Source organism: Xanthomonas sp. NCPPB 1062 (assembly GCF_041481705.2).
Taxonomy (GTDB): domain Bacteria; phylum Pseudomonadota; class Gammaproteobacteria; order Xanthomonadales; family Xanthomonadaceae; genus Xanthomonas; species Xanthomonas euvesicatoria.
Map to the genome: position 1 here is coordinate 1,886,205 of NZ_CM192987.1, position 13,172 is coordinate 1,899,376.

Sequence of the window (13,172 nt, forward strand, 5' to 3'; positions counted from 1 at the left end):
CGCGCACTCACGGGTCTATCAAGCGATGCCGCATCGGTGGCGTTGCGACCGGAGAGTGTGTGGTGAAAACAATAGGACGGGTGTGGGAGGCTGCGCATGTCGTCACTCAGTGAGCATGCGGCGCGGGGCGGCACGGTCGCGCCGGAGCAACTGCTGGAAACGCAACGTGCTTTCGACAGCGTTGCTCCCGACTACGATGGTCCCCGCGGCAACAACGCGCTGATCCAGCGCATGCGCACCACGCTGTGGGACACCGTAGCGAGCGAGTTGCCGGTGGGGTCGCGGCTGGTCGATCTGGGCTGCGGTACCGGCCTGGATGCTGGCGAATTCGCGCGCCGCGGATATTCCGTGCTGGCCACCGACTGGTCGCCGGCCATGGTCGAGCGCACCCGCCATCGCGCTGCCACGCACGGCCTGCAAGAACGCCTCACCACCGCGCATGTCGGCATCCAGCAACTCGATCGGCTGGAAGGCAGCTTCGATGGCATGTACTCCAACTTCGGCCCGCTCAATTGCGCGCCCGATCTGCCGGCCGTTGCCGCACAGTGCGCGCGCCTGCTGCGCCCGGACGGCTGCTTGGTGTTTTCGGTGATCGGGCGGATCTGCCCGTGGGAAATTGGCCATTACGCCTTGCGTGGGCGCCTCAGGCGCGCGGCGGTGCGTGCCGCCAAAGGCGCAATTGCGGTTGGCATGAATGGGCACACCATCTGGACCTGGTACCACCTGCCGCGCGAGTTCTACCGTGCATTCGAAACGCACTTCGCCCTGGACAGCTACCGCGCCTTGAGCCTGTTCCTGCCGCCGCCGTATCTGGTGGAGTTTTGCGAACGCAATCCACGCCTGTCCGAGCGCCTGGGGCGCTGCGACGACCGGTGGGGCGGGCTGCCGCTGCTGCGCGACATGGGCGATCACTTTCTGATCGTGATGCGCAAGCGCTGAGTGGAGCAGTCGATGGCCATGGCCGATGTCTGCCTGCAAGGCGCACGTGCGATCACCCAGGCCGGTCCGTCGCGTGCCGCAGTGACGATCCGCGCGGGGCGCTTCGGCGGCACGCTCGGCACCGGCACCGTGCGCATGGATCTGCAAGGGCATGTGCTGGCGCCGGGCCTGATCAATGCGCACGAACATCTGCAGGTCAACTGCGTACCGCCGCTGCCGCAGGTCGCGCCGTTTCGCAACAGCTACGCGTGGATCCAGGCATTTCAGGCGCATTTCCAGCATCCGGACGTGGCTGCCGCACTGCGTGTGCCCAAGGCAGTGCGGTTGCGCCATGGCGGTTTGAAGAACCTGTTGGCCGGCGTCACGTGCGTGGCCCAGCACGACCCATGGCACGCCACGCTGGACGAAGCGAATTTCCCGGTGAGCCTGCTGCGCGACTTCGGCTGGAGCTACGCATTGGGGTGGACAGGCTACGGCCCGCCCGTACAAAGCAGCTTTGCCGCGACCCTGCCAGCGCATCCCTGGATGATCCATCTGGCCGAAGGCACCGATGCGGTGGCGCGTGCCGAGCTCGATGAACTCGACCGGCTCGGCTGCCTGGCCGCCAACACGGTGTTGATCCACGGCGTAGGCATGGGTGAGCAGGATATCGAGCGCGTGATCGCGCGTGGCGCAGCCGTGGTGTGGTGTCCGTCCAGCAATCAGGCGCTGCTCGGCCGCACGCTCGATCCGTGGCGCTTGTGCATGGCCGGCCGGCTGGCGCTGGGCAACGATTCGCGCATCAGCGGCGCGCGCGACCTGCTGGAAGAACTGCAGGTCGCCAGCCGGAGCGGACTGGCACCGGACCAACTGCTTGGCATGGTCACCAGTGATTGTGCGCGTATCCTGCGCATGGCAACGCGTGGGCGGATCGCGCCTGGAGCCGCTGCAGATGTGTTGATCGTGCGCGACCGCGGCGGCGAACCTGCCAGCAGCATCATCGGTTGCACGCGCAGCGACTTGCGTGCGGTGATTCGCGATGGCAAGCCGCGCATCGCCGATCCGGATTTTGCGCCGTGGTTCGGCGCGGCCGGCATCCGGACCGTGCCGGTGTTGCTGGACGGACGGCCCAAATTGCTCGATGCCACGCTGGCCGACCCGGCGGTGCTGGCGCTCGAACCCGGTCTTCAGCGTTTAACGCAGGAGCAGCCGGCGCAGGCCGCCGCGCAGGTTACCCATGCGCCGGTTGCCAATGGAGCGCTTTCGTGAGCGCAGTGCCGGTGCTCGAGCCCGCTGCTGCCTACGCACTGTGGGCGCAGGCGTATCCACCGCACGCGCACAACCCGGTGATGCTGGCCGAAGAGCGCGCCATGCTCGCACTGCTGCCATCCAGCCTGCAGGGCCAGCACGTGCTGGACGCCGGCTGTGGCAGCGGCCGCTACATGCTGCACGCACTGCACCGTGGGGCCCGGCAAGTGACCGGTGTCGACCTGTCGCCGCAGATGCTGCACCGTGCCGGTACCGAGCTCGCACAGGACTGGCCGGCCGCACGCATCGTTCTGCAACAAGGCAGCCTGGATCATCTGCCGTTGCCCGATACGGTGGCCGACCTGAGCGTGTGCGGTCTGGTGCTGGGGCACCTGCAACAGCTATGGCCGGCGCTGGAAGAACTGCATCGCGTCACCCGCGTCGGCGGCATCGTGCTGTGCAGCGACGTCCACCCGATCGGCCACGCGCTGGGCTGGCGGCGCGACTTCAAGGCCGATGGGCAGCACTACGCGGTCCGCCACACCCCGCATCTCTATAGCCACTGGCATTCGGCATGCACCGCAGTCGGGTTCGCGATCGAAGCCGTGTCCGAGCCGATACTGGATCCCGCGGATATCCCGGCCGGGGCACGTTTCGACCAGATGGCGCTGCAGGTGCCGGTTGCGCTGGTGCTACGGCTGCGACGGGTCGCGTGAGCAAGATCTTGCACACCGCAGTGGCTGTCTGCGCGTGGGTTACTGCCCGTCAGCGGCACGCTGCGGTCGCAGCGGCAAGCAGCAGCGACGTTGCGTCGATCGCCATCCAGGCGCTGCCGGCCCTATGAGCCTGCACGTCGCACAGCTGAATCTGGTTCCCACGCCCGATGGCCTGAACGTGGAGCAGGTGTTCGCGCAATGGCCGACGTTGGCAGATATCGCCGAAGCTGTCGCCAGTGCTGGCGTGCAGGTGTCGGTGATCCAGGCCTCCGCCTTGAACACCAGGTTGCGCCACCAGGGCGTGGATTACCGCTTCGTCGATCTGCACCAGCGTGGCAGCGCAGTCCGCGCCGGTACGCTAGCCGCATTGCTGCACGAGATCGATGCCGATGTGCTGCATGTACATGGTCTGGAATTCGCCGGCGACGCGCGGCGTCTGGCGCGCCTGCTGCCGCAGCTGCCGATTCTGCTGCAGGATCATGCCAACCGGCCACCACGCTGGTGGGCCAGGCGCCTGTGGCGCGCACGCTACGCGGCCGCAGCCGGCATCGCGTTCACCTCGCTGGAGCTGGCGCGGCCGTTCGTGCGTGCGCGCCTGTTTCGCCGCAGCACGCAGCTGTATGCCATCCCCGAATCCAGCAGCCGCTTCACCCCGGGCGACCGATTGCAGGCACGCGAGCAGACGCGGGTGCACGGTGACCCTTGTGTGGTGTGGATCGGCCATTTCAGTCCAGCCAAGGACCCGCTCTGTGTGCTCGATGCAGTGGCCCTGGCTGCGCGTGCGTTGCCCGGTCTGCGGTTGTGGTGCGTGTTCGACCAGGCGCCACTGATGGCGCAGGTGCAGCAGCGCCTGCGCGCCGACCCACAGCTGGCCAGATGCGTCCACTTGCTCGGCAAGGTCGAGCACGCACACGTGCAGGAGCTGCTGCGTGCGGCGGATTTGTTTGTTTCTGCCAGCCATGCAGAAAGTTGCGGTTATGCCGCACTGGAAGCCTATGCCTGCGGTTGCCTGCCGCTGCTGACGGCCATTGCGTCGTTTCGTGCGCTCAGCGATGACGGCGCAATGGGCGAGTTGTGGCCGGTCGGCGATGCATCGGCATTGTCGGAACTGTTGCTGCGCGTCAGTCGGCAACGCCCCTCGCGCGCACAGGTGCGTGCCCATTTCGACGCGCGCCTGTCGTTTGCCGCAGTGGGCCGGCGCTGGGCGCAGGCTTATACGCACTTGCGCGCGACCACGCCGGAGCGCACCGCATGAAGCTGGCCTTGGTGGTGCCAGGTGGTGTGGATCGGAGCGGGGAAGTCCGCGTGATCCCGGTGTTCCTGACCTTGATCGAGTGGCTGGCACGCAACCATGACGTGCACGTGTTCGTGCTGCATCAAGAGCCGCAGCCGGGCATCTGGCGCCTGCGCGGTGCCACGGTGCACAACATCGGCGCGCGTCGGACGCGGCTGCGCGCAATTGCCGCCATCTGCGACGAGCACCGGCGCGAACCGTTCGCTGTGATTCAGGCGATTTTTTCCGGCTATTGCAGCTTGATCGCGGTCACTGCCGCCAAGCTGCTACGCCGTCCCAGCATGGTGCATATCGCCGGCGGCGAGTTGGTGGCCTTGCATCGCATCGATTACGGCGGCCGCCGCAGATGGCGAGGGCGTCTGCGCGAGGCGGTGATCCTGCGGCTTGCCGACCAGGTAACGGCTGCCAGCGCGCCCATCATCGCTTCGCTGCAGGCACTGGGCATTGCTGCGCAACGCGTACCGCTGGGCGTGGATCTGCGCGCCTGGCCGCCGGCAGCGCCGCGCGCCCGTACCGGGCCGACCGCGCGCCTGCTGCATGTGGCAAGCCTCAATCCGGTCAAGGATCAGGCCACCTTGTTGCAGGCAATGGCCGCACTCAAGCGCGCCGGCGTTGCCTTCACCCTGGACATAGTGGGCGTCGACACATTGGGCGGTGCCATGCAGCGCCTGGTGCAGCAGCTCGGCTTGCAGCAACAGGTGCGTTTTCTCGGCTTCAAGACCCAGCGCGAGTTGCGCCCGATCATGCTGTCGGCCGATCTGCTGGTGCTGTCCTCGCTGCACGAAGCCGGGCCGCTGGTGCTGCTGGAAGCTGCCGTTGCAGGGGTTCCTACGGTGGGAACTGCGGTGGGGCATCTGGTCGAGTGGGCCCCTGTGTGCGCATTGGCGGTGCCGCCGGGCGACTGGGCCGGAATGGCAGAGGCCATCCGCCAGGTGCTCGGCGATGACGAACTGCGCTTGCGCCTTGCCTGGGCGGCGCAGTGCCGCGCCGTCCGCGAAGATGCTGCATTGACCACGCGCCTGTTCGAGCAGTTGTATCGCCAGCTGTGCGAGCAGCGGCCGCTGCCTGAAGTGCGTTGATGTGCGCGGCAAGGCAGGGCGCTATCGTCGGTGATCTCGTGCGCTCGTGCCTTGAGCGAGGAAAACTCCTTAGCAGCTGACAAAACGACTGTGCAGCCGCCACGCGGGTGCCACCGGTGCTCGGAATCGGCATGTGCCACGCGTACGCTGCGGTTCTGAGCGCGCCTTCCGCGCCCACCTGACCGCTGCTCGCTACGTTTTTGTTGCCGCGCTTAGCGCAGCCTCACGCCGGCTGCAGATAGCCATCCAGCGCCGCACGCACCACGTACAACATGTCCGTGCGCGGCACCGGTCTGGTCAGGCGCGTCACCAGGCGGCGCGCCTGGGTTTGGCGCACCCACGGCTGATCCTGCAGCCATAACTGGGTCTGCAGCATGTCCGCGCGCTCCTTGCGGCTTTCTGCCGAAGGCACCACACGGCTGTGCAGATACTGCCGCGCTTCGCCCAACGAGCGCGACCATTCGATGCCAGGCAGCGCCGATAGCCACAGGTTCGAGCACGATGCGGCAGTGAGCGTTTGCCGGGCTGCTCGCATGCGCAGCAGCGCAGGACAGTCAGCATGCAGGCGCGCCATCACCGCGGCCGGCACCACGGCGCGGTAATAGCGCTGCAGCAACAGCAGTGGCGGCAACGCCCACCACGGTGGCATGGCGCTGTCTTCCCACAACTGCTCCCAATCGCGCGGGCCCATGCGCGTTGCCAGCAAGGCAAGATCATGCAGATGCATCAGGCGAATGGTGCGGTGGCAGATGCCGCCTGCAGCATGCAGCAGCAAGTGACACATCAATGCGCCGATCGATGGATAGGGATTCAAGCCCGGTTGCGGCCGCTCCGGCCGGATTCGGGCAGTGATCTCCACGCTGCTCACCGGCAAACGTTCCTGGATGCGCGTGTGCAGCTCGATATTGATCGGCGCATCGCGGTGTTCGCCCAGCCCGGCCACTGCCTCGCCGTGCTGCGGCTTGAATACCTGGTGCTTCCACTGCTCGAAGGAAGCGACGTAGCCCAGTTCGCACAACAACGCCGCCGCTGCAGGCGCGTCGTCGGGTTCCACCAGCAGATCGATATCGGCCATCGGGCGGTCGCCAGGCAGATACACACCCAGTCGATGCAAGGCGGTTCCTTTCAATCCCACCAGCGCGACGCCCACGCTGCGGGCAGCGGCATCGATACGAGTCAGCAGCAGCGCGATGCGCCGATGGCGGTCTTCGACATGGCTGCGCTGTTCGCTCAGGAAGGCATTCCATTCGGCGTCCTGCCACAACGAGCGGCGCTGCAACAGCGGCGAAACGCCGTGCGCGGCCGCTGCCGCTGCCGCCAGCTGCCACTGCAGCCGGTCCCATTGCGGCAGTGCATCGCCTGGCTGGGCCAGCTCCAGAGCCAGCCGTTCGGTCGCCGTGTGCAGGCGGTGCTTGATGGTGCGAAGGGAAGGCTGCATGCGCGTGGTCCGGTCAGGCAAGGTGTCGATAGAAAAGTGTGGAAACGATCGCGCGCTAGCCCACCAGGACGGTGCTCAGGTGGCGTGGCTGACGCGCAGCACTGGGGGGCATCGGCTCGCTGCGGTGCCGGGCCTCACTGGCGATCAAGGCAGACCAGCGTGCTTCCAGTTGCTCCGACGCCTGCGCGAACGCATCGGCCGTGATCGTGGCACGCGCCTGTTGCAGATCGACCTGCCTGTGCAGCAGATCGCGGACGCTGCGATAGAACTCGGAGTCGTACGCGCCACGGAACATCATCGCCAGGTCGTCGCTATCCTGCCAGTGCGTCTTGCTGCCCAGCTGATTCTTTACTTCTTCGTAGAACTTGGTGCCGGGCAGGGGATACGACACGCTGACTCCGATGATGTCCGGATTGGCCTGCGTCACCAATGCGCGCGTGGCCAGGATGTCGTCGAGTTCCTCGCCCAGATAGCCCAGCTGGATGAAGAAGCCCACGCGGATGCCCTGCGTGCCCAGGCGCTCACGTGCGGCGATGACCTCGCCGACCTGGGTGCCCTTGGTCATCTTGTCGAGAATGCGCTGGCTGCCGCTTTCCGCACCGAGCCAGGCCTCCACGCAGCCGGCGCGCGCCAGCGCTGCGGCCATGCGTTCGCTGGCAAGGTCGGCACGGGTCTGGATGGTGAAGGGAACCGCGCCGTCGGCATCGCTCAATTGCTGCGCAAAGGTCTCCACCCAATCGATATGGAAGCCGAAGATGTCGTCGGCCATCCAGATATGGTCCGGCCGAAAGGTGCGTTTGAGGTGGATCATCTCTGCGGCCACCTCTTCGGCGCCGCGCCGCTTGTAGTGATTGCCCCAGATCGGCTTGGCGCACCAGTTGCAACGGAACGGGCAACCGCGCGAGGCGGCCATGTTCAAGCTGAAATGGCCATGCCGTTGTTGCCAGAAGCGCCGGTAGCGCGGCATATCCACCAGGTCCCATGCCGGCAGGCCGCTCAGCCGTGCGTCCGGTGGTTGCGCGCCGGGATGCACGCGCACTGCCGCAGGCTGGCTGGTGGCGATCTGCGCAACTCCCTCCAGCCAGTGGTCGGTGGTGATATCCGGCTTCGCTTCGATGCGCTCCAGCAACGAGATCAACGGGGCGATGCCTTCGCCGATCAACACCGCATGCGCGCCTGCGGCCAGGAACGCATCCGGGTTGTCGGACGCATCCGAGCCGGCCACCAGCACGCGGCAGCCGGCGGCACGGGCCTGCGCGATCATGCGGCAGGCGGCCTCGCGCATCCGGCTCAGGCACATCTTGGTGAGGAAGTTGAAGTTGTCTTCGTAGAAAACAACCAGATCCGGCTGCGCAGCGCGCAGTGCGGCGGTGTAGTCCTCCACATCGTTGGCCAGCATTGCATCGAACAGGCTCACTGCATGCCCACGCTCGCGCAGCAGCGCTGCGATCTGCAACGTCGCCAATGGCGGATACGGCTTGCCGCGCTCCCATTGCTTGGGGTCGTAACGCAGGAAATACGAATGACTGACCTGGATCTTTACCATCGGCACAAGGCTCTCGTTCTCTCGCCAGGCGGGCGCAGCAGCGGCGTGCGCAGACACCGGCATTCGGCTCGGCAGTAGGTGCGGATGCAGGCCGCTTTGGTTGCGTCGCGTTGCATGCGGGCAAGGCTGCGGCGAGGCAACCTTTCTGTAGGAAAGCGGCACCCATCGGCTGATTCAGTGCATCGGATGAAGGCATGCCGCAGTCGGCTGCATGGGCGCAACACACGCCGCTGAACGATGGCTCAGCCGCCATCGCAGCAGGGGCCGCAGTAGCGGCAGATCCGTTCGGCGAGCATCGCCCGCGGCGCTTGGGCGTGCGCCGGCAGATTCTCGGCGCGCTGTTTCATTTCCACAGCGATAGCCAAGCACTGCTGGCGCTGGTCGATGCCGCCTACGCGGGTTTGCCCGCGCATCGGCTGCCGGGCGCTCCGGAATTTCATGTCACATTGGACCTGCTGCCGCGTGCGCCGGGACGCACCGATGCCGAGCCGCCGCCTGTGCGCACGCACGCCAGCGGCGGCCTGCTGTGCGGCGTCGTGGATGCGTGCAATTACCTGATGCTCTCGGTGCCACAGCGCCGCGCGATGCTGGTGGTGTCCGAGGACATGCTTGCCCGCGCGTATCACGTGCGTTACGAACTGATCGAATTCGCCGTATTCCTGCTGGCTGCGCGTGGCATTGGGCTGGTGCCGCTGCATGGCGCTTGTGTAGGTCGACGCGGACGCAGCGTGTTGCTGCTTGGCGCCAGCGGTGCGGGTAAATCGACCTTGGCCTTGCACAGCCTGTTGCATGGCCTGGACTTTGTCGCCGAAGACGGTGTCTTTGTGGCGCCCGATAGCCTGCTCACCACCGGTGTGGCCAATTTCCTGCATCTGCGTGCCGAAGCGCTGGGTCTGGTCGACGCGCCCACGCGCGCATGGATCAGCGCATCGCCGGTGATCCGGCGTCGCAGCGGCGTGGAAAAATTCGAGGTCGATCTTCGCCATCGCCACGCGCATCTCGCGCCCAAGCCGATGCGGTTGCATGCGGTCGTGATGGTGTCCAGGTCGCCGGCCATCGCATCGGCACAGCGCCTGGTCGCGGTGCCTGGCGAGCAAGTCGCCGCCTGCCTGGCCCATGATCAACCGTACGCCGCCGGTCAGCCCGGCTGGCAGCGCTTCGTCGAACAGGTGCGGCGCATCGGCATGTTCACCTTGCACCGTGGCACGCATCCGCAGGCATCGGTGGATGCGCTGCTGCAGCTGTTGCAATGAGTGGCCGTATGCAAGCCTCCTGGAACGCCACCGGTCCGCAGACCCGCATCGCGCACTGGCGCCTGCATGTTGCGCACGAATGAGCCGCTGGCGATGACCGCCATCCGGCGCATGCGCGTTGCATTGCAACAGTTCGCGAGCACGCTGGTGCCTGCAGACATGCCGATGATTGCGCTTTACGTCGCGTTGTCGCTGGCTGCCGCGTTGGCCGGCAGCGTGGTGGCGGTGTGCCTGCTGCCGCTGGTGCAGCCAGGCCACAGCGTGCAACTGGCGGGCTATCGCCTGGCCTTGCCGGGCGGGCTGGCGATGCAGGCGTGCCTGTTCATTGCGGTGAGCCTGCTGTTTGCCGTGTTGCGCTGGCAGAGCGCGCGACTGGCCGCGCAGTTGACCAGCCGCTATGCCATCGTTCTGCGCGCACGCGTGCATGCGGCACTGATCGATGCGCCGTTGCCGGCCCTGTCCGGGGCCAGCTCAGCAGAAATCGCCAACGTGCTCACGTACAACATCGAGATCGCCACGCAAGGCTTCGGCGCCGTGCTGCAGCTGCTGGTCGCGGCCATCACTGCGCTGGTGAGCGTGTGCATCGCGGTGCTGATTGCACCTGTGCTGTTGATCACCACCCCACTGCTGGCGGTGCTGGCAGGGTTGGGTCTGCGCTTCTCCAGCAGTCGCGCACAGGCACGCATCAGCCGCGCGTATGTGGCCGACATGACGCAACTGTTCTGGCTCAGCGAAGATTTTCCGCGTCGCTTGCGCCACGTACGCTCGTTTCAGCGCGAAGGCCTCGAAACCCGCCATTACGAGCGCATTTCGGCGCGACTGGGGCACGGGTATGCGCAACAGCAAGCACTGGTTGCCGGCAGCCGCCTGCTGCTGGAACTTGCCGCGGTGGTCGCCATCGCCGGCATCCTGATGCTGGCCAATCGCTGGCAGGGGGGCGAGCGTGCTGCGCTGATCACCGTCAGTCTATTGCTCGGCCGTCTGCTGCCGTACCTGGTCACCACGCGGCAGAGCCTTCAGCAGTTGCGTTCGGCGTGGCCGGCGCTGCAGCTGTGGCGCCGCTATGTCGACCTGGGCGCTGCGCGGGTACACGTTCCGGAGCAAATGGCCGAACCACTCACGGCTGCGCTGCATATCGAACACATCGGGCTGGCGCCGCCACTGCCCCAATGCGCGATCGAATCGATATTGCTGGTACCAGGTCAGATGACCCTGGTGGTCGGTGCCTCCGGCGTGGGCAAGAGCAGTCTGATGGATGTGCTCTCCGGGCAGACGCCGCCGGCGCAGTTCGTGGCGCACATGGGCGGACGACGGCTGACATTCTCGGCATATCGACATCTGGTGCGACACAGCGCCTACATCGGCCAGGGCGTGCGGCCGTGGCAGCGCACGGTGCGCGACTGCCTGCAGTGGGTGCTGCCCGCAGCGTCCGACGCACGCATGTGGGAGGTGCTGGCCGATGTGGGCCTATGTTCGCGGCTGCAGCGCGATGCGCAAGGTCTGGACACGCCGATCAATGCACAGGACGGGCGCCTCTCGGGCGGCGAATCGCAACGCCTGTTGCTGGCGCAGGTGCTGCTGCGTCGGCCGACCCTGGCCGTGTTGGACGAAGCAACCAGCGCGCTGGACGCCGATGCCGAACATCAGGTGCTGAGCACCTTGCGCGCGCGTTTGCCGGATACCGTGCTGGTGGTGGTTTCGCATCGCACCAGCTTGGCCGCCGTGGCCGATCGCACGGTGAACTTGGATGGTGCGCCTGTTCGGCGGGTGCATATCAGTTCGCCGGAAATTGCCACGCCGTACGATGTGCGCTAGGCCGGTCACACGCTGGCGGGTCGGTGGCTCTGCAAGTCGCTGACAGTACATAGCGCGCAATCATCGGGCTCGAGTCGAAGACACGCAGGCACCGGATGGGTCGGTCACGCGGCGCACCGGCTGCGCACGCCAGGTGCGCCTGGTCACTGGGCCAGCCGTTTTATCCCGCAATCTCTTCCAGCGCCCGATTGCGCGTGCGCGGCCCGAACGCGGCAATCACGCTCGCCACGATCGACATGCTGAGCGCGATGAAGGCCAGCACCCCGTGGCTGCCAACCTGCGTCAGCAACCAGCCGATCAGCACGCTGCTCACCGCCGTGGAGAGGCGACTGAAGGAATAGCAGAAGCCCACTGCACGTGCACGCAAGCCGGTCGGGAACAGCTCCGCCTGATAGCCGTGATAGGCAAAGCTCATCCAGGCGTTGCAGAACGCGACCATCGCCCCGCACAGCACCATGCCGACTGCCTGATGCTGCAACGCGAACAGCCCACCGAACAGAACAGCGCCCAGCGCCGATGCGGTGATCTGCCATTTGTTTTCCCAGCGCTGTGCAAAACGCAGCAACAGCAATGGCGCCAGCGGGTAGGCCAACGAGATCGCAAACGAGTACGCCAGGCTTTTGGTCACCCCGGCCCCGGTGCCCTGCGCCGAGATCAGCGCAGGCAACCAGTTGCCGAAACCGAAGAAGCCGATCGCCTGAAACACATGGAAGACCACCAACATCCCGATGCGCCCGCGATACGGCGCACGCCACAGCAGTGCGCTGGGCATTACACCGGCCGGCGCGGGTGTGGCCGCCTGCGGCGCGGGCAGTGGCGCACCCACATCGCGCGTGCAGCGCGCTTCCAGTTCGGTCACCACTGCATCGGCTTCTGCGTGCCGGCCGTGTGCGGCCAGCCAGCGCGCCGATTCCGGCAAGCGGCTGCGCAGCCACCAGATCGCCAGCGCAAACGCACCGCTGAGCAACACCACCCAACGCCAGCCGCTCACGCCCAGCGGCGCAGACGGTACCAACATCCACGCGGTCAGCGCGACCGTCGGAACCGCCAGAAATTGCACGAAAAAGGCAAATGCGAACGCCGCGCTGCGCATGTGCCGCGGTACCAGTTCGGACAGATACGTATCGATGGTGACCAGTTCGATTCCCAACCCGATGCCGACCACACAGCGCAGCACGATCACACCGCTGGCAGTGCTCTGCAGACCCATCGCCACGGTCGCAGCGGTGTACCAGATCAAGGCGAAGGTAAACACCGGGCGACGCCCGAACCGGTCGGCAAACGGGCTCAATAGCGCGGCACCGACAAACAACCCAAGGAAGGTGGCCGCCGCGAATGCCGCTTGGTCGGACATGCCGAACGCGCCATCGGCGCCGCTGGCAAAAATGCCGTCGCCAATCAGCCCGGGGCTGATGTAGGCGGTCTGGAACAGGTCATACAACTCGAAGAACCCGCCCAGCGCCAGCAACCCCACCAGCCGCCACAGCGTGGCGCTGGCGGGCAACCGGTCGATCCGGGCGGCGATCTGCGCGGAAGGCGAGGGCTGTTCGGGGGGCGCTAAAACACTCGGAGACATGGGCAGGCAGGCGCAGGTAGGGCGGTCTCATCATAGCCAGCGTCCAGATGGCGCAGCGGGCACACTTCGTCGCACGGTCAATGCGTTCGTCTGTGGCAAGAGGGCACTGGGCATCCAAGGTGCGCGCAGCCGACCAGGCAACAGCACTCTTCCTCACAATCGCGCCCGCACCGCCCTTGTCAGCAGCAAGCTCAACAACGCCGCTGTCGCGAGTGGAACCAAGCACGTGCACCTCATGCGTTGTCCGACTGCTGGAATGCTGTAATCCCTCACGGCACCAACAGGCCGC

The 13,172-nt window shown here is 66.3% G+C and carries 10 protein-coding genes and 1 other RNA gene; 8 read left to right on the forward strand and 3 right to left on the reverse strand.

The genetic code is table 11. The annotated features are described in order from the left end of the window. Positions 1-96 precede the first annotated feature (96 nt). From ACCQ16_RS08310 to ACCQ16_RS08335, 6 genes are all read left to right on the forward strand, one after another. A complete protein-coding gene (locus ACCQ16_RS08310) occupies positions 97-939 on the forward strand; it encodes a class I SAM-dependent methyltransferase (protein ID WP_011347079.1) in 843 nt (280 codons plus the stop codon). A gap of 12 nt (positions 940-951) precedes the next feature. Continuing rightward, entirely contained in the window at positions 952-2,187 is a 1,236-nt protein-coding gene (locus ACCQ16_RS08315; RefSeq protein WP_277572918.1) for an amidohydrolase family protein, read from the forward strand. Then, the gene (locus ACCQ16_RS08320; RefSeq protein WP_277572919.1) at positions 2,184-2,882 is read left to right on the forward strand and encodes a class I SAM-dependent methyltransferase; all 699 of its coding nucleotides are present in this window, start codon (positions 2,184-2,186) and stop codon (positions 2,880-2,882) included. Before ACCQ16_RS08315 ends, ACCQ16_RS08320 begins: the two co-directional genes overlap by 4 nt. 124 nt (positions 2,883-3,006) lie before the next feature. Beyond that, positions 3,007-4,137, forward strand: coding sequence for a glycosyltransferase family 4 protein (locus ACCQ16_RS08325; RefSeq protein WP_065627630.1), 1,131 nt, complete (start codon positions 3,007-3,009; stop codon positions 4,135-4,137). Further along, on the forward strand, positions 4,134-5,255 hold the full coding sequence (locus tag ACCQ16_RS08330; protein ID WP_008574982.1) for a glycosyltransferase family 4 protein: 1,122 nt from the start codon (positions 4,134-4,136) through the stop codon (positions 5,253-5,255). Before ACCQ16_RS08325 ends, ACCQ16_RS08330 begins: the two co-directional genes overlap by 4 nt. A gap of 131 nt (positions 5,256-5,386) precedes the next feature. After that, positions 5,387-5,463, forward strand: a non-coding RNA gene (locus ACCQ16_RS08335) — sX9 sRNA. A gap of 15 nt (positions 5,464-5,478) precedes the next feature. On the opposite strand, the gene ACCQ16_RS08340 is transcribed toward ACCQ16_RS08335, so the two are convergent. Together ACCQ16_RS08340 and ACCQ16_RS08345 are read right to left on the reverse strand one after the other, a co-directional pair. Next, entirely contained in the window at positions 5,479-6,693 is a 1,215-nt protein-coding gene (locus ACCQ16_RS08340; RefSeq protein ID WP_031422259.1) for a nucleotidyltransferase family protein, read from the reverse strand. Between the two features lie 55 nt (positions 6,694-6,748). Continuing rightward, positions 6,749-8,302 carry a B12-binding domain-containing radical SAM protein gene (locus ACCQ16_RS08345; protein ID WP_031422260.1) on the reverse strand — a complete coding sequence of 518 codons (1,554 nt, stop codon included), beginning with the start codon at positions 8,300-8,302 and terminating at the stop codon, positions 6,749-6,751. A 131-nt stretch (positions 8,303-8,433) separates the two neighbouring features. Here ACCQ16_RS08345 and ACCQ16_RS08350 point away from each other — a divergent pair, with 131 nt between their 5' ends. Both ACCQ16_RS08350 and ACCQ16_RS08355 read left to right on the forward strand, forming a co-directional pair. Continuing rightward, positions 8,434-9,492: a phosphoenolpyruvate carboxykinase (ATP) gene (locus ACCQ16_RS08350; RefSeq protein WP_029819201.1), complete on the forward strand. Its 1,059-nt coding sequence runs from the start codon at positions 8,434-8,436 to the stop codon at positions 9,490-9,492. Between the two features lie 93 nt (positions 9,493-9,585). Further along, positions 9,586-11,307: an ATP-binding cassette domain-containing protein gene (locus tag ACCQ16_RS08355; RefSeq protein ID WP_372380349.1), complete on the forward strand. Its 1,722-nt coding sequence runs from the start codon at positions 9,586-9,588 to the stop codon at positions 11,305-11,307. 160 nt (positions 11,308-11,467) lie between these two features. Here the strand turns inward: ACCQ16_RS08355 and ACCQ16_RS08360 are convergent, their stop codons facing one another. Then, positions 11,468-12,883, reverse strand: coding sequence for an MFS transporter (locus tag ACCQ16_RS08360; RefSeq protein WP_014089966.1), 1,416 nt, complete (start codon positions 12,881-12,883; stop codon positions 11,468-11,470). Between the last annotated feature and the right edge of the window lie 289 nt (positions 12,884-13,172).

Excerpts from the sequence above, each read along its gene's own strand:
- ACCQ16_RS08310 (WP_011347079.1), top strand. The coding sequence starts at position 97 with ATGTCGTCACTCAGTGAGCATGCGGCGCGGGGCGGCACGGTCGCGCCG.
- ACCQ16_RS08350 (WP_029819201.1), top strand. The coding sequence starts at position 8,434 with ATGCCGCAGTCGGCTGCATGGGCGCAACACACGCCGCTGAACGATGGC.
- ACCQ16_RS08315 (WP_277572918.1), top strand. The coding sequence starts at position 952 with ATGGCCATGGCCGATGTCTGCCTGCAAGGCGCACGTGCGATCACCCAG.
- ACCQ16_RS08330 (WP_008574982.1), top strand. The coding sequence starts at position 4,134 with ATGAAGCTGGCCTTGGTGGTGCCAGGTGGTGTGGATCGGAGCGGGGAA.
- ACCQ16_RS08345 (WP_031422260.1), bottom strand. The coding sequence starts at position 8,302 with ATGCCGGTGTCTGCGCACGCCGCTGCTGCGCCCGCCTGGCGAGAGAAC.
- ACCQ16_RS08355 (WP_372380349.1), top strand. The coding sequence starts at position 9,586 with ATGACCGCCATCCGGCGCATGCGCGTTGCATTGCAACAGTTCGCGAGC.
- ACCQ16_RS08360 (WP_014089966.1), bottom strand. The coding sequence starts at position 12,883 with ATGTCTCCGAGTGTTTTAGCGCCCCCCGAACAGCCCTCGCCTTCCGCG.
- ACCQ16_RS08325 (WP_065627630.1), top strand. The coding sequence starts at position 3,007 with ATGAGCCTGCACGTCGCACAGCTGAATCTGGTTCCCACGCCCGATGGC.
- ACCQ16_RS08340 (WP_031422259.1), bottom strand. The coding sequence starts at position 6,693 with ATGCAGCCTTCCCTTCGCACCATCAAGCACCGCCTGCACACGGCGACC.